General features: G+C 52.2%; 14 protein-coding genes, 1 tRNA gene and 2 pseudogenes. 5 read left to right on the top strand and 12 right to left on the bottom strand.

The window, feature by feature from the left end; genetic code table 11:
- Positions 1-32 precede the first annotated feature (32 nt).
- The 3 genes and pseudogenes from EDF78_RS16735 to EDF78_RS16725 all read left to right on the top strand — a co-directional run.
- Positions 33-1,175: an efflux RND transporter periplasmic adaptor subunit gene (locus EDF78_RS16735; RefSeq protein WP_133823524.1), complete on the top strand. Its 1,143-nt coding sequence runs from the start codon at positions 33-35 to the stop codon at positions 1,173-1,175.
- Positions 1,172-4,249 carry an efflux RND transporter permease subunit gene (locus tag EDF78_RS16730; protein WP_133823523.1) on the top strand — a complete coding sequence of 1,026 codons (3,078 nt, stop codon included), beginning with the start codon at positions 1,172-1,174 and terminating at the stop codon, positions 4,247-4,249. The genes EDF78_RS16735 and EDF78_RS16730 overlap by 4 nt, the downstream gene beginning before the upstream one ends.
- A gap of 59 nt (positions 4,250-4,308) precedes the next feature.
- Positions 4,309-4,446, top strand: a pseudogene (locus tag EDF78_RS16725) (LysR family transcriptional regulator); the annotation flags it as partial.
- Positions 4,447-4,522: 76 nt separating this feature from the next.
- On the opposite strand, the gene EDF78_RS16720 reads toward EDF78_RS16725, so the two are convergent.
- From EDF78_RS16720 to EDF78_RS16710, 3 genes are all read right to left on the bottom strand, one after another.
- Positions 4,523-5,374: an aldo/keto reductase gene (locus tag EDF78_RS16720; protein ID WP_095921598.1), complete on the bottom strand. Its 852-nt coding sequence runs from the start codon at positions 5,372-5,374 to the stop codon at positions 4,523-4,525.
- Between the two features lie 198 nt (positions 5,375-5,572).
- Positions 5,573-6,709: an HlyD family secretion protein gene (locus EDF78_RS16715; protein ID WP_119823863.1), complete on the bottom strand. Its 1,137-nt coding sequence runs from the start codon at positions 6,707-6,709 to the stop codon at positions 5,573-5,575.
- Positions 6,710-6,713: 4 nt separating this feature from the next.
- Positions 6,714-7,037, bottom strand: a complete 324-nt coding sequence (locus EDF78_RS16710; RefSeq protein ID WP_095925587.1) for a DUF3302 domain-containing protein — start codon at positions 7,035-7,037, stop codon at positions 6,714-6,716.
- 248 nt (positions 7,038-7,285) lie between these two features.
- Here EDF78_RS16710 and EDF78_RS16705 point away from each other — a divergent pair, with 248 nt between their 5' ends.
- Positions 7,286-8,248 carry a hypothetical protein gene (locus EDF78_RS16705; protein ID WP_119823867.1) on the top strand — a complete coding sequence of 321 codons (963 nt, stop codon included), beginning with the start codon at positions 7,286-7,288 and terminating at the stop codon, positions 8,246-8,248.
- A gap of 97 nt (positions 8,249-8,345) precedes the next feature.
- On the opposite strand, the pseudogene EDF78_RS16700 reads toward EDF78_RS16705, so the two are convergent.
- From EDF78_RS16700 to EDF78_RS25980, 8 genes and pseudogenes are all read right to left on the bottom strand, one after another.
- Positions 8,346-8,537, bottom strand: a pseudogene (locus tag EDF78_RS16700) (hypothetical protein).
- Between the two features lie 326 nt (positions 8,538-8,863).
- Entirely contained in the window at positions 8,864-9,928 is a 1,065-nt protein-coding gene (locus EDF78_RS16695; protein WP_133823522.1) for an alpha/beta fold hydrolase, read from the bottom strand.
- Between the two features lie 107 nt (positions 9,929-10,035).
- Entirely contained in the window at positions 10,036-10,620 is a 585-nt protein-coding gene (locus EDF78_RS16690) for a flavodoxin (RefSeq protein ID WP_133823521.1), read from the bottom strand.
- A gap of 9 nt (positions 10,621-10,629) precedes the next feature.
- Positions 10,630-11,391 (bottom strand): carboxymuconolactone decarboxylase family protein, encoded by a 762-nt coding sequence (locus EDF78_RS16685; RefSeq protein WP_133823520.1) that lies wholly within the window; start codon positions 11,389-11,391, stop codon positions 10,630-10,632.
- Positions 11,369-11,848 carry a cupin domain-containing protein gene (locus tag EDF78_RS16680; protein ID WP_133823519.1) on the bottom strand — a complete coding sequence of 160 codons (480 nt, stop codon included), beginning with the start codon at positions 11,846-11,848 and terminating at the stop codon, positions 11,369-11,371. The genes EDF78_RS16685 and EDF78_RS16680 overlap by 23 nt, the downstream gene beginning before the upstream one ends.
- Positions 11,849-11,912: 64 nt before the next feature.
- Complete coding sequence (locus EDF78_RS16675; protein ID WP_133823518.1) at positions 11,913-13,370, bottom strand: heavy metal sensor histidine kinase; 1,458 nt, start codon at positions 13,368-13,370, stop codon at positions 11,913-11,915.
- 15 nt (positions 13,371-13,385) lie between these two features.
- Entirely contained in the window at positions 13,386-14,066 is a 681-nt protein-coding gene (locus EDF78_RS16670; protein WP_095921607.1) for a heavy metal response regulator transcription factor, read from the bottom strand.
- Positions 14,067-14,080: 14 nt separating this feature from the next.
- Entirely contained in the window at positions 14,081-14,212 is a 132-nt protein-coding gene (locus EDF78_RS25980) for a hypothetical protein (protein ID WP_267890962.1), read from the bottom strand.
- A gap of 207 nt (positions 14,213-14,419) precedes the next feature.
- Here EDF78_RS25980 and EDF78_RS16665 point away from each other — a divergent pair, with 207 nt between their 5' ends.
- Complete coding sequence (locus tag EDF78_RS16665) at positions 14,420-15,469, top strand: alpha/beta hydrolase (RefSeq protein ID WP_133823517.1); 1,050 nt, start codon at positions 14,420-14,422, stop codon at positions 15,467-15,469.
- A 413-nt stretch (positions 15,470-15,882) separates the two neighbouring features.
- Here EDF78_RS16665 and EDF78_RS16660 read toward each other — a convergent pair.
- Positions 15,883-15,958, bottom strand: a tRNA-Asn gene (locus tag EDF78_RS16660).
- Positions 15,959-16,243 lie beyond the last annotated feature (285 nt).

Below are 16,243 nucleotides of genomic sequence, written 5' to 3'. Positions count from 1 at the left end.
GAATAGCGATATCTCAATTCAGGAAGACTGTCATGGCTGTTACCTTCACCGATTATGCGCGCCACGCCGTTCGCCACTTATCCGCCTCTGGTCGGATGCTTCCCTTCATTCCTGCCGCCTGTCTGCTGGTGATTGCCATGGTGCTGACAGGCTGTGGTGAGAAAGCCCATAAACACGCGCCCTCCATCAGGCCGGTGCGTACATTCATTGCACCGCCGCCTGTTGCTTGCGGCTCCCAGCTTCAAACGGGTGAAATTCGCGCCCATGAAGAGGTGACGCTCGGATTCCGGCTGGACGGGCGTATTCTGACGCGGCAGGCCGAGGTGGGGGACCACGTGATCGCCGGTCAGGTTCTGGCCACGCAAGAAAGCGAGACCAGCCGTAACCAGCTCAGCAGTGCGCAGTCCGACCTGAACAGCGCCCGCGCGGCTGAGCAGGTCGCGGCGCTCAGTCTCAGACGTATGCAGTTATTGATGCCTTCCGGGGCGATTGCACGATCGCAGCTTGATAGCGCGCAGGCAGACTGGCAGGCAGCCCGCGCGAAGCGTCAGAACAGTGAAGATGCGCTGAAAAATGCGCAGGAAAACGTCTCCTGGGCAAAGCTCACGGCTCCCGCTGACGGCGTGACCACCCAGGTCAGCGCGTCGGCAGGACAAGTGGTCAGTGCCGGGCAATCTGTAATCACCCTGGCCAGTGGTAACCTGCGTGATGCCGTATTTGATGTGGCCGATCCCCGGTCTGTTCCTCAGCAAGCTGATAGCCTGTTTACTCTATCGTTACTTTCTGCTCCTTCCGTGGTTGCGCAGGGGCATTTCCGCGACGTCAGCCCGCAGGCCGACCCGCAAACCCGCACCTGGCGCCTCCGCATCACCCTCGATAACCCGCCACCGGCCATGGCACTCGGTGCCAGTGTTCAACTCACTCTTAACGCATCAGGCCCGCTTTTGATCGCACTGCCTGCCTCTGCGCTGACCCGTACCGGGAATAAACCGGCTGTTTTTGTGTTTGATGAGAAAACGCAGTCGCTGCATTTACGACCGGTTGCTGTTGGGCGCTACAGTACCTCTGAAATATTTATCTCAACCGGTGTACACCCGGGCGAAAGGGTGGTCATTGCCGGTGTGAGTAAACTTCGTGAAGGTGAAAAAGTCATGCCCGGCGAGGACAGCGAATGAAACCGTCTTCCCCTGTCGGGGCCTTCAACCTTTCAGCCTGGGCGCTGGATCATCAGTCACTGATTGCCTTTTTTATGCTGCTGTTAATGGCGGCGGGCGTCATCAGCTATGAGCAACTCCCCCGTAATGAAGATCCGGCGTTTACCATTAAAACTGCCGTGGTGTCCGCGAACTGGCCGGGGGCGAGCGTGGAGGATACGGTTAATCTGGTTACCGATACGCTGGAGAAAAAACTGCAGGAAACGCCTTATCTTGATTTTGTGCAAAGTGAAACGCACGCCGGGCAATCGGTCATTTTCGTCAATCTTCGTGATGACACGCCCCCTGCAGAGGTTGCGGGTATCTGGTATCAGGTACGCAAAAAGATGCAGGATATCGCGCCGTCACTGCCAGCGGGCGTGCAGGGCCCCTCGGTGGATGACGAATTTGATGACACGTTCGGCACCCTTTATGGCTTTACTGCGGAAGGTTTCACGCCGCGCGAACTTCGCGACAAAGTTGATGATATCAGCCGCAGTCTGATGTCGCTGCCGGATATGGGAAAAGCCAGCCTGCTGGGTGTGCAGGAGGAGAATATGGTTCTCGAATTTTCACCGGCACAACTGGCGGGAATGGGACTGGATCTCCGGCAAGTCACCGATGCACTGAAGTCGCAAAATGCGGTTGAACCTTCAGGCGTTTTGCGAACCGACAGTGAAAACATTGCCCTGCGTGTGAGTGGCGCACTGACGTCAGAGCAAAGTTTACGCGCGGTGACGCTGCACATTGCCGGGCGCTACATTCCGCTGACGGATATCGCGAAGATTAGCCGCCAGGATGCCGAGCCTCCGTCACCGGCATTCCGGGTCAACGGGCAGCCCGCTATCGGTCTTGCCATTTCCATGGCTTCCACAGGCAACATGCTGTCTTTTGGCAAGGCACTTAATGACCGGATGGCCGTGATTGCCGCACAGCTCCCGCACGGTATTGAAATGGTTAAAGTTGCGGATCAGTCGGCCGTAGTATCGCAGGCGGTAAGCGGCTTTATCCGGGTGTTGATTGAGGCTGTGGTGATTGTGCTGGCGGTGTCCTTCGTCTCATTAGGCACCCGTGCCGGGCTGGTGGTGGCTGCGGCGATCCCCATCGTGCTGGCGATGACGTTTATCGGCATGATGCTTGCCGGCATCGGGTTACAACGTATTTCGCTGGGTGCGTTAATCATCGCCCTGGGTCTGCTGGTGGATGATGCCATGATCACCGTCGAGGCGATGGTGTCACGCATTGAGGCCGGTGATCCTACATGGCGGGCGGCGACTTACGCATTTGAAACGACGGCTTTCCCGATGCTGACCGGCACGCTGGTGATGATAGCGGGTTTTATCCCGGTGGGGTTTGCCGCCTCAAGTGCGGGAGAGTATTGCTATTCTCTCTTCGCCGTGGTTCTGATTGCGCTTTTATGTTCCTGGGTCGTGGCCATCCTTTTTTCACCCCTGATCGGAACCTGGCTGTTGCCTGAGAAACTGGCATCACACGCTGAAAAACAGGGCAGACTGATGCGTTTCTATCAGCGTCTGCTTAATCAGGTTCTGATGCATCGCGTGATGACCGTCGGCTTTGCCTGCCTTTTGTTAGGGCTTGCCGCTTATGCGACCACGTTTATGCAGGGCGAGTTTTTCCCGGCGTCGGATCGTCCGGAACTGCTGGTCAGCCTTACGCTTCCCGGCAATGCTTCTCAACGCGACACGGCACGACAAGCGGAGAGGCTGGAGCACGCCCTGAAAGACAATCCGAACATTGACCATTTTTCTACGTATGTGGGGTCAGGCGCAGTGCGGTTTTACCTGCCTATGGACGTGTTACTCAATGATGAGAACACGGCACAGGTGGTCATCGTCGCCAAAAGTCTGGAGGACAGGGATACGTTACGGGCGCGACTGGAAACGGTTTTGGCCCGGGATTTCAGCGATATCACGACGCGCGTTTCGCCGCTGGAACTGGGTCCTCCCGTCGGCTGGCCGGTAAAATATCGCGTCAGCGGACCCGATTATGCAAAGGTCAGGCAGATTGCGCAGCAACTTGCCAGCGTTCTTGGAAACAGTCCCGAAACCCGCGAAGTTAACCTGACCGCCGGTGAACCCGAACGGGTCATCACCTTAAAGGTGAATCAGACTGCGGCACGGGCGGCGGGTGTTACTTCCGAAAGCCTCGCTACGTTACTTAACACAGTCTGGTCTGGCAGCGTAGTCACCACCATCAGGGATAAAAACCGGTTGATTGATGTTGTTCTGCGGGGGAATAAGCGCGAACGGCAAGATTTGACGACGCTGTCCGGGCTGATGATCACCACGGCAAAAGGGCAGAAAATCCCCGTGAGTCAGGTGGCGACGCCGGTCTGGGGAATTGAAGACCCGGTTATCTGGCGTCGTCAGCGCCTGCCGTTTATTACAGTACAAACTGATTTAGCCGCAGGTCTGAGTGCAGAGGGGGTTTCTCAGCAGCTCTCTCCTTTGGTCTCACGTTTCAGGGCAACGTTACCGCCGGCGTATACGATAGAGGAGGGCGGTGTGGTGGCCGAGTCGGACAAAGGCAACAGCTCGGTGTTCGCGGTATTGCCGGTTACCCTGTTTGTTATGCTGACCCTGCTGATGATTCAGTTGCAGCGCTTCTCCCGTATGCTTCTCGCGTTGTTTATGGCTCCCTTCGGACTGATTGGGATTGTGCTGGCGATGTTGCCGACGGGGACGCCGATGGGCTTTGTTGCCTTGCTGGGTATCATCGCACTGGCAGGCATGATTATCCGCAATGCGGTGATCCTTATCAGTGAAGTGGACAATAACGTCAGGGAGGGGCTTGGCCGCGATGAGGCCATCAAAGCAGCGGCACAACATCGTTCCCGGCCAATATTGCTCACGGCTTGCGCTGCGATACTGGGAATGATCCCGATTGCCGGGCAGGTTTTTTGGGGACCCATGGCCTATGCGATTATCGGCGGGCTTATCATTGGCACGGTCGTCACGCTGACAGTATTACCTGCTTCGTTGAGTATTATTATGCAGTTTGAAAGGCGTCGTGATACAGGAAGGATCAATCGATAAACTTTTTTCACAAGGGTATTTTTCCGGATGCGGCAGTGCAATCGAACTGAAATGAACCCAAACTGGGTGTTTCTCCGTCTGAACTCAGCCAGGCGATGAAGGCACTAGAGGAAAGGCTGAATATCCGCCTTCTGACCCGCACGACACGAAGCGTTGCCCCCACAAAAGCCGGGGAGCATGCCGCGCTAAGTCTGGTATAGCCGAAGTTAAAACCTTTCCTCAGATTGACCTAAAAAAGCTTTTGCATTGAAAAAATGCCGCTTTTACCGCAACTTAAACATCAAGTTTGCGGCCAGTCAGCCATTCCACCATCGCCGGGTTGCGGTGAGAGAAGAAGGCGCTGGTTGCGGTGTCGAGGGCGGCAATTTGCAGCATATCTTCAGCGCTGAGTTCAAAATCGAGAATGTTGATATTCTCTTCCATGCGTTCTTTTCGCACCGATTTGGCCAGTGAAACGATGCCTCGCTGGAAGATCCAACGCAGTACCACCTGGCCCACGCTTTTGCCGTACTTCTGACCAATTGCCGTTAACACGGGGTGCTGGAACAGACCATTTTTACCTTCTGCAAACGGTGCCCAGGCTTCCGGCTGAATACCACGGCTTTGGTTCCATGGAACGGCATGCAGCTGCTGGTTGAAGGGATTAACTTCAATCTGGTTCACCGCAGGGGCAATGTTGTTGAAGGCGATAAGGTCGGCCAACCGGTCAGGATGGAAGTTGCTGACACCAATGGCGCGAATTTTGCCTGCCTGTTGCAGTTCTTCCATAGCTCGCCATGCCCCGTGGACATCGCCGTAAGGCTGGTGAATCAGGTACAGGTCGACATAATCAAGTTGCAGTCGGTTCAGGGAGCGTTCGAACTGTGCTTTAGCGCCCTCATAATTTGTATCCTGCAGCCATAGCTTGGTCGTTACAAAGAGTTCGTTACGGGCGATACCGCTTTGTTTCAGTGCGTTCCCGACCTGGGTTTCATTCTGGTAAGACGCGGCGGTATCGATCAGGCGGTATCCCGTATCGATGGCATCAATAACGGCTTTTTCGCATTCGGCAGCATCCGTCATCTGGAAGACACCAAAGCCCAGCAGGGGCATTTCAATACCGTTGTTCAGTTTTACAGTTTGCATGACGTTATCCTTCAGCTGTTGTGTAGGAAAAGCATAACGTAAAGTAATTTATTCGATTAGATGGGGTAATTAGCTAGGGCTTATTAGATGAGTTCATTAATTTTTGAGGGGGGGATGGTCGGCTTTGTGCCAACAGCGGACCTACAGGGGTTTTAAATGGCCACCTCATGAAGTGGCCAACTTTTATCGACCATTTCACTAATGATCCAGATAGAGGTAGTGCATCCAACTGGTCATACGCAGCAGTACTTTACGCATCACTGAAACATGGGCGAAATGGTCTGAGTACACGGCCACTTGTGCGTAAATACCATCAGGCAAAACGTCAATTTCATTGTTTGGCGCCAGTTCAATGATGGCAATCACGCTGTCGCTGCCCGCGACGTTACTCAGTGACTGAAGGGCACCCTGAGCCTGATATGCCCCTCCTGGTACTACGGGAAGAATACTGGTTAATTTTCCAGAAAATACTTGCCCAGGGAGTGCGTTGAATACAACTTCAGCCTCATCGCCAGCCTCCAGTCGTAGCAGCGAGTTTTGTCTGAACTGAGCTATGATTTGCCTTTTTTGCTGAGGAATAAATATCATTACCGGGCGCAGGGGAAGGGAAGCTGCATACGTTCCCGGTCGAATCAATACCTGAGTGACATAACCGTTACTCGGAGCCCGAACGACGGTTTGCTCAAGATTATATTTAGCTTCTGCCAGCTGAGCTCTGATACTCACTATTTGCGATTGCTCCCCGTTCAGCACACTGTCTAACTGACTTCGAATCTGTGACTGCTCGGCAACCGATCCTTTCACAAGCGCATCCTGAGCCAGGTAGTTTTGCCGGGCATTATCAATATCGCTTTCAGAAAAAGGGTTTACACGCGCTTTGCTCCCGGTAAGGTAACGTTGGTAGTCTTTATATAAACGATCGCGTTCGGCACTGACGCGAGATGTGTTAGCGATAGCGCCCTCTAATTGTCCCTTGAGGACTTGATTATTGTGAATAGCCGTCACCAGATCAGCTTGTAATTTATCAACACGAGCCTGAAAGCGGGCTGGGTCGATCCTGAAAAGAAGGTCTCCTTTTTTCATTAACGTATTTTGTTTATTGGTTACCTCGCTAACAATACCCGTTACCTGAGGAGTAATAGGAATTGAAATAACTGCTTTCTGCGCCAAATCTGTATAGGGATGGTTGTAATTCATCAATAAAATGAGCGCGCCAATTAAAAAAACGCCACCTAAGGCCGCAGTGGGTATTGTCCATTTATTTACCGGTATTCTGAAAATCTTAAATATTGCCCACGCAAAGGCGACATAAGTCAGGATAATGAGTAAATCCATGGTGTTACTCCAATGGAGGAATGTTGGTGTTTACCATTTTTTGTTCTAATTCCGTGACCCGTCGCTGCAACTGGGTCAAGGAAGCTTCCTGAGTTTGCATGCCCCATCCGCGTTCGGGACGATACAATGTGGCCCATATCCATAAAAACGGCCAAATAACATGTAGCGTAAATAAACTCACCCAGCCGGCCACGTGGATAGCATCAGCATGAGGATGGTTTCTGGATTTGGCAATGAGATAGGGAATATCATGAAGAATAATAATTCCATAGAAGATAACGAGGAAGACGACAATAAGGACACCCAATGCAAAATAATTCAGGAACATAGCGGCCTGGAACCTCAATAAGTGGTGTTGAGTAAATAATAGACGTTAAATGGCATTGCTGCCTTTTTTTTATGCGCATTAATACACTATACTGAATGTTTACAGAGTGTTTAGATTTAAATCCATGAAATTAGAGCTGTTTTATTTACGATGGGCTGGTTTTTATAGTGCTTTCTCAGCGCTCATTTAAAGAGAAAACATATAATATAACTATATTCCACCAGCAAAGGGTTTTAATGGAGCCAAGTATGGTGATACGGTTCGCAATTTATCAGTTCAAAATGGTTATCTTATTAATACTATTGCTGGGAAGCGCGAAGACTTTTTCCTCCGGTGGGGACCTGATCAAGAAACGGGCCAATGCGGTTCTTTCACTAATGACTTATACGGTGGTGCCTGATATCACCGCCAGCGACCTCAATATCCGCAATACATCCAACGAGAGTACGGCGCTCTCTCTCACTCAGATGGGTGGCGGAGCTACGTTGAGTGAAAAGGTCCCCATCTATCTGGAAGGAGTTCTGGGATATAGTCGATACGATCCCCAGTTTGTTGTCTCCAATGGCAGCGAGAGTCGTAATATCCCGGTCAAATGGAACAGCGTGACGGCCACCGGGGGCATTGGCTGGGACATCCGGCTTCTCAAAGATAAATTGGGGGGTAACCTGGTATTACGCCCCATCGCTAACTTTTCGTTAGGTACAGTGGCGAGCGATTTACGCATCGGCGCCCGGGTGCTTGAACGCCAAAGGGGCGGCGAGTACGACTTCCTCGACGGTGGACGCCTTAATGCCTACGGGTTGGGCGGAGCACTGATGCTGGACTACGAACTGTTCTCCAAGACCCAGGATATTGACCTGGAATTACGCTATTCCTATCAACATTTGCAAAGTTTCGCCACCAGCTCGGACGTTGTCAGCGGCAACGCCGACGCGGAAAATATCGGGCTATATTTGCGCCGTAGAGCACCAATAGCCGACTGGACGCTATTGGATAAACCGGTACGGTATGTAATGGAAGGTGCACGCACAGAATACCTGGGAAATCAAAGAGGCCAGTTGGGTTTTGATAGCTTAAATTCGTTAGGCCTTGGGTTGGAACTCGACAGCAGCAAGTATGATATTGTAATCAGCCGTACACGCGTGGTCGCACGCTACATGTTCGGAAATAACACCACGGGTTACGGTATCGGCATGGCAATCAGTTTTTGATCGCGCAATTGAGCCTGTGGCGATTTCAGGGCATCGGGACATGAGGTAGACTTTTTCGAGGTTTGGGTTTATTGAAGCAATTTAAACTTTTTGCATACTACTTTTTCTTATAAACAATTGCGGGGCCAGAAATTTTATTCGAGGTATTTGCTGAGGTTAAAAATTAAATGTCACCAACTTTAACATAGTTTTGTTTCACCTTTTCAAACTCTACTTTTGACATTAGTTCTGCTGAGAATACGCTGAATGATAGGGTTATTGTAATAAGACCAAGCACAAGTTTCTTCATTTAATATCTCCTGATGGTTGATGGTGTGTTGCTAATCAAGTAAACAACATCATGAGTATAGTAGGTAAATAAGTAGCTGGTATGTTTAATTTAAGCACGAAAATCACCGTCAATAGTCAGAGAGTGTCGGTGGCCAATTTAAAGACAAACACTACTTAATAGTGATTTGACCTGCTACCCATAACTTAAGTTACCTTGATGTAAGTATCAATTGCGAACTTCCGCTTTTCGCTCAAAACTGACCGTCACGTTCTCATTTTATTTTTTTGATAAAAGCTGATGTTTGTATTAAGCCCTCAATAATGAAGGCTCAATACTATTTCGTCCTACTGCAGATTTTTCTCTTTCAAAAACTGACTCACTAAATCAGCAATCTGCACATTATTTAAATCAGAGAACGGGAAGTGGGTATTCCCTTTTATTCCCACTTCTGGCAGATGCGTCACCGTCACATCCCCGCCATGCTTGTTCACCACATCACGCCACTCACGAGCCATCGCCAGACGTACGCGCCAGCTGTCCTGCGCGGGCATGGCGACAGGTTTATCCGGAATGTTATCGCCGTAAATGATCAGAATCGGGATTTTGGTCAGTGCCATAAACTGCGCCATTGGCACAGGCTCACCCTTCAGCGTGTCGAACGCGCTTGGCATAGGGGCAGGGAGTTCTTTTTCGGGGAAGACAAAGCTGCTGCCTGGCTCGAAGGCGACAATGGCTTTGACCTTGTCATTTTTCATCGCCGTATACCAGCCTGGTCCGCCACCCTGAGAGTGGGTGAAGAGGATAGCGGGGCCGGATTTATCCACGACGGCGGACATCGCATCAGAGATAACATTGATATCAAACGGCCCGGTATTCGGGGTCATCTGACGGAAATACTGATTCAGCGCTTCTTTGTCGTGAGAGAACTGAACGCCCTTAAAATACTCTGGCCACACGCCAACGCGGAACTGATTAAACCACATCTGTTCATCCGGTTTTGGCGAAACAGTACCTTCTACAGTCGTGCGCCCGGCGCTGCCCCGGCGTGGCTGATCGACAAGATAAGTTGAGAACCCGCGACGCAGGAATATGTTCCGGAACCCTTCGCGACCATCCGGCGTGCTTTCCCAGGTACGGGAGAACTGACCTGCGCCGTGCAGCATGACGATAGGGTATTTATGCGGATTCTCCGGGATTTGGTAGAACACAGACGCATGATCGCCATGGTAGGTTTGTCCGGCAGAATCCAGCGGCTTTTTCGCGTCAAATGTTCCTGGTGCGGTGATGATAGTGCCACCAGCAGAAAAGCTTCCCTGTTCCTGAATGACCAGCGGCCCGGCGTATACCGACTGAGCCACCAGACCACCCGCCATTACGCAGATGGCCAGCGTTTTTAAGATTGTCTTCAAGATTACATCCTCTGTTATGTGTGCCGTTCAATCATATCTGAGTTGTCAGCGTTAATTATTTAGCACCCCTGATTGCCCTTATTTGGCAGATTCATGAATGCGGACGATTAACTGCGTATTGTCTCTAACCAACTGGTGACTGTTTCAGTGGTTCTTCGCTCCTGGTCGCATTCAATGACCAGCGGTTTTTCCCTGCGCGCAGTGGGGGCGAGGCTGGCAAGGATGTCGTCGCTGTCTCCTTTACCGTAGCCACCGTGAGTAATAAAGGGGATGAGTAATTTGCCCGCAAGGTTGTGGCTGCTGAGAAACGTTTGCACTACAGGCGGCACGCTGGTCCCCCAGATGGGAAAGCCTAAATACAGGGTCTCATAGCGGGAGATATCTGCGACGCTATTTTTCAATGCGGGTTTTACTCCCCGCTCACGCTCATTTTTCGCCTGTTCAACGGTCTGAAAATAGTCTTCCGGATAAGGCGCAGCCGGTTCGATTTCAAACAGATCGGTGTTCAGGCTACGGTGAATGACGCCCGCAATCACCCGTGTATTTCCGCTGCGGGAAAAGTACGCCACCAGAACACGGCTTTTACCCTGCACGTTTGCGGTTCCGGTGGCTGCTGATGCCAGAGAAACGTTCGCCAGCGTGAGCCCGGCAAGTGCGGTGATTAACATTCTGCGGTTAGGATCATGCTCCATACCCAACTCCTAATTGTTTGCGAGCGCCTGTTGCAGCGCCTTTTCAGCTCGCGTTGCTGCATCATTTTCGCCATGTTCACGCAGAACCTGTGCCAGCTGGCGCAGCTGCGCTGCCGTCAGGCCGACCCGCATGCTGGCTCGCGTATGCGATAACAGCTGGGCTTCAACGCCTGGCGTGGCCGCTAATGCGCCAACCGTTGCCAGCTCGCGGCTTTGCCAGTCGAGGTTATCGCGGGCGAAAATGTCGCCGAACAGGTGCGTTTGCAGGAACTGATTAATGACCGGGGCAAAATCAAACAGCGGGCCCTGAACGGGAGCGCCTGAGATTTTTGTCTGGTTTGCAGTACCGACACGGCGAAGCTCATCCCCGACAGGGATTGGGGCGACCGGTTCTTTGCCCTCAACGTCGTCGATGCCACGTTGTTTACGTGCTTCGACGACCTTCATCAGTTCACTAAGCGCATTCAGGCTACGGGGGAAGCCCGTGTAGGCATAAAGCTGGACGAGAACCTCTTTGGTTTCGTTTATGGTGAGTCCTGCATCAAGACCCTGATTCAGGGCTGCATTCAGCTTATCCATCTGACTGCTGGCCATCGATGCCGCAATCAACGGGATGGCCTGTTGGCGGGCTGACAGCGTATCTGAAACGGTTTGTTCGTGGTTCATTTCTGAGGCTCCTTTATTGACGGGTGCAGCATGTGCCGCGAGACCAGAACCAAAGGTCAGCAGCACTGCTGCCGCTAATGCTTTAATGGGCGTGGTATTGTTCATCTGTCACTTTCTCCATCCAGTTAACGCTTTTGCCATCCACAATCCCGGTTATCGCCAGATGCGTCATCGCGCTGCCGGGTGCCGCCCCGTGCCAGTGTTTGACGCCCGCCGGGCAAGAGACAACATCACCCGCGCGGATAACCTGCACCGGCTGGCCTTCTTGTTGGGTCAGCCCGATACCCGAGGTCACAATCAGCCGCTGACCTGCCGGATGCGTATGCCAGGCGGAGCGGGCACCGGGTTCAAAGGTGACATAAGCCCCGGAAACACTGATGTCGTTATCCGGCTTGAAGAGCGGATCAACCCGGACGCGACCGGTAAAGTTCTCGGCTGGTCCGTACACCGCATTCTGACTTCCTGCGGGGGCGATATGGACAGCGGGATTTTGCTCCGCTGCCCGTGATGAAAAGGTGAAGAGGGGCAGTAACAGCCCGAGGTAACGTAAATGTCCGATCATGCAAAGCGTCCTTATCAATGAAGAGGGGATTGCCTGCGATGATTTTATCGGGGGGGTGATGACGTCAGGCTGACGCCCCCCTGACAATTCTGTCAGTTAAACCGGGTCCCGGCTCAGCGCCGGATTGAGCATTGCCCGCCGCTTTATCCGCTTGTATTGCAAAGGTGAGGCCAAATGTATTGATGCCAGCTTCGCTACGGGCAAAGACATCTCCCCGGTGCATAATGGCGACGGCACGCACGATCGACAGGCCCAGCCCATGATGGGTATCACTCCTGGCCCGGGAGGTGTCAACGCGATAGAACCGCTCGAAAAGCCGGTGTAAGTGCTCTGGCGATATCGGATCGCCAGGGTTTGAAACTTCAACACAGGCCTGATGACCTTTTTCGCTTAACCGCACCGTTACCCTGCTGCCGGAGGGTGAATGTCTTGCGCTGTTTTCCAGTAAATTAGCCAGTGAGCGGTGGAACAGCCGCCGGTCGATGTGCGCGGTGACATCCCCCTCCACATCCAGAGAAAGCTGTTTTTCCGCAAAAGAGGGTTCCACATACTCCGCTGTTTTCAGGGTTTCTTCCCGCAGGGAAACCTGCGTAAGCTGGGAAGCATGTTCACCTGCATGAGCATGAGACAGGAACAGCATGTCGTTTACGATTGACGTCATACGCTCAAGCTCCTCGAGATTGGAACCCAGTAACTCTTCCAGTTCTTCATGCGAACGCCGGCGTGAGAGACCCAGTTGCGTCTGACCGATAAGGTTTGTCAGCGGAGTACGGAGTTCATGCGCAACATCGGCGTTAAAGCTTTCGAGCTGACGCCAGGCGATTTCCTGACGTTCCAATACGCCGTTAAATGATGAGGCTAACTGCTGCAATTCTTCAGGCAACGCGCGGGTATTCAGGCGCTGACCATGATCCCCGGGAGCGAGATGTTCGGCCTCTTTACTGAGTGCTCCAACGGGACGAAGACCGATCCTTGATACGATGTATCCCAGCAAGGCGACAATCACGACTCCCAGTGCGGCTATGATTAGCAGCGTCCGGGTGAAGGCATTCAGTGTGCCCATGTACGGCGTGGAGTCGATGGCAACCACATAGCGCAGCTCAGGTCTTTCACCATTGGCAGGGATGGTTTTCACTAACAGGAACAGCGAACATGCACCTTCCGATGCGCCGGGCATTTTATTAAAGCCTTCCTGCAAAGAAGACCACTGAACACCCACGGGTGGCGTTCCCCCCATGCTAAAACGCGGGTTATCGCTCACTATCCAGTAGCGAACGCGCTCACCTTCAGAATTGGTTAACACAGTGAATTTATTGGCAAGCTGTGACCAGCCGTCCGCCGAGGTTCGTGCGGTGATCCACGGACTCATTAATGATTCCCGGAACAGCAGTTCGTTATGCATCTGCTTTTGCAAAGAGTCATGTAAGGAGCTTCTGAGCAGGATGCCGATAACGGATACAATCAGCAGCGCGGATAAGGCAAACATCAGCGCCAGATGAACGGAGATGGAACGCTCAGGCATGCTTATCCCCTTCATTTATTCGGACCGGACTTCGAGGACATAACCCATGCCACGGACGGTATGCAGTAGTTTGATATCGAACGGGGCATCCACTTTGGCTCGCAGACGTTTAATGGCGACTTCAACCACATTGGCATCGCTGTCAAAATTCATGTCCCATATCTGCTCAGCAATCATCATCTTTGACAGAATCTCACCCTGATGACGGGACATAAGACTCAGCAGGGAAAACTCTTTTGCGGTCAGTTCCAGTCGCGTTCCGGCGCGAAAAACGCGGCGAGCCAGTAAGTCGAGGTGCAGATCGTGAATTTGCAACTGGGTGATGTCCGCGCCATCCGTAGCGCGGCGGCGCACCAGTGCCTGAATGCGCGCCACCAGTTCAATAAGCGAAAAGGGCTTGGGAAGATAATCATCCGCGCCAAGGCGCAGCCCTTTGACGCGCTCATCGACCGATCCCCGTGCAGAGAGCATCAGCACCGGCGTCTGTTTGACAGCCCGCACCCCCTCAAGAACCCGGTAGCCATCCATCCCCGGCAGCATGACATCCAGGATTATCGCGTCGTAGTCGAACTCCAGCGCGTAATGAAGACCTTCAGCGCCATCTGCAGAAACATCTACCGTAAATCCGGACTCACTCAACGCACGGTTGAGATAGGTTGACGTTTTTTCTTCATCTTCGACTAACAACAGGCGCATAACGGGACTTCCTCTTAACTTTTCATCGGTGCTTCAACATCGGAATAAACCTGCACGGCATCCGGCAGACGTTGACCCTGGATAGTGATGGCATCCAGTGAGCGGGTACCCGCCCCGGCGACTAACAGCTTGCGTCGTGCTGGCATTGTTGGGTCATTCTGCCTCCTGATTGCCAACATAAAGCTGACCGTTACCTGACAGCGTTGTCAGAAACACTTACCCATCGCAGTCCCTTTCCTGACGAAAATGTTATTTCCCCGTCACGATGCTGACAGCCCTCTCTGCCTACTCTGAGCCTGCAAATTTGATTCCGCGAGCCTGCATAACCAGGCCAACACTCATCGGGAGAGACCATGAAATTTACGCTTATCAGTGCAATGCTAATCACGGCAATGGCCGGAGCCACCTCAGTCAATGCGGCTGATTACAAAAAAAATCCATTCACACTCGTCTATGACGGTGCCGTTACTGAGAACGTCAAAGGCAAGGTCAACATTCATCCGGTGAAATACGATCTGCATGGCATCCAGATTGCGGCGAATGTCTATACCCCTGCTGACTACGATCCCGCCAAAAAATACCCTGCCGTGGTGGTTGCACATCCTAATGGCGGCGTAAAAGAGCAGGTCGCGGGTTTGTATGCCCAGCGTCTCGCAGAGCAGGGCTACATCACGATTACCGCTGATGCAGCTTACCAGGGTGCCAGCGGTGGTATGCCTCGCAGCGTGGATAAACCGGCTAACCGTATTGAGGATGTTCACGGCATGGCTGACTACATCAGCCAGTATCCTGGAGTGGATACCGCACGCCTTGGTCTGCTGGGTATTTGCGGTGGCGGCGGGTATTCACTGGTTGCCGCCGAGACGGACAAACGGTTCAAATCGATAGCAACCATCAGCATGTTTAACTCCGGGCTTGTGCGCCGCAACGGTATGCAGGATTCACAGCTGGATACTCTCCAGCAGCGTCTTCAGCAGGCTTCTGACGCACGTGCTCAGGAAGCCGCCGGAGGAGAAGTGCTTTACTCCGGCGATGCCAACCTGACGGATGAACAGATTGCTAAATTACCTTTTGCCTTGTATCGCCAGGGCTACGAGTACTACTGGAAAACCCACGCGCACCCGAACTCCACGTTCAAATACACCACCAGCAGTCTGTTAGATTTGATGAACTTTGACGTGACGGACCATATCAATCTCATCAATAAACCGCTGCTGATGATTGCCGGTACAAAAGCGGATACGCTCTATATGACCGAAGATGCGTTCGCGAAAGCAACCGGGACGAAGAACAAAGAACTCTTCCTGATCGAGGGCGCTACCCATATCGAGACGTATTGGGTACCTAAATATGTAGACCAGGCAATGCAAAAACTGGACGTCTTCTTCGATAAGAATATTTAGTCAGCCCCCGGTGATGCCCCGGGCGTACAGGCCGGGGTATGTCCATCAGCTGTAGCCACTTTCCGCTTGCGTATTCACACAACAGACCCAGATTAACGAAGTTGCAGTGAAAGATAATTGCGCTGCTTAGATAGGCGCTATGAATAGAATTCATAGACCTCATCTGGAGCAGAGAATGAAAATGATAAGCCTGACGTGAGAGAAACAGCGAGCCGGGTGAATTCCGTTCCCTGATGATAGCCATCAGGGCGATTCAACGGCTGGGGTATTCATTTAAGGGGGGGGCGGTGAAGTGTCGTACACCGGGACGGTTTTTCATGCTAATTCGTTGAACCTGAATCCTATAAATAATCGCCACGATGCAAGAAAAGCAAAAAGCCCGCTTCAGTTTCCTGAAGCGGGCTTTTCTAATTTGGCTCCTCTGACTGGACTCGAACCAGTGACATACGGATTAACAGTCCGCCGTTCTACCGACTGAACTACAGAGGAATCGTGTGAACGGGGCGAATAATAGCGACTGCCCCGTGGCATGTCAAAGGGTTAAGGAAAAAAGTTGTCTGACTGTTTCCTTAATATCCAACCTGTTGACTATTAAGGCAAAGTGATTAAAACCTCGGCTTTTACTTCTCCTCACCGGCGTGGTATCTCCCGATGCTGCACTAAAAGCACACATAAGTTGCCTGATTGTTGTGCAGCGGTTATCGGGAAAACCCGCGCGGGGAAATATTACGCCCGGCTTTTGACCTTCCTGCGCCATAAATCCGTCACAAACTC

Source organism: Rahnella sp. BIGb0236 (assembly GCF_004364755.1).
Lineage (GTDB): Bacteria > Pseudomonadota > Gammaproteobacteria > Enterobacterales > Enterobacteriaceae > Rahnella > Rahnella victoriana.
This window is presented reverse-complemented; position numbering and strand designations above follow the sequence as displayed.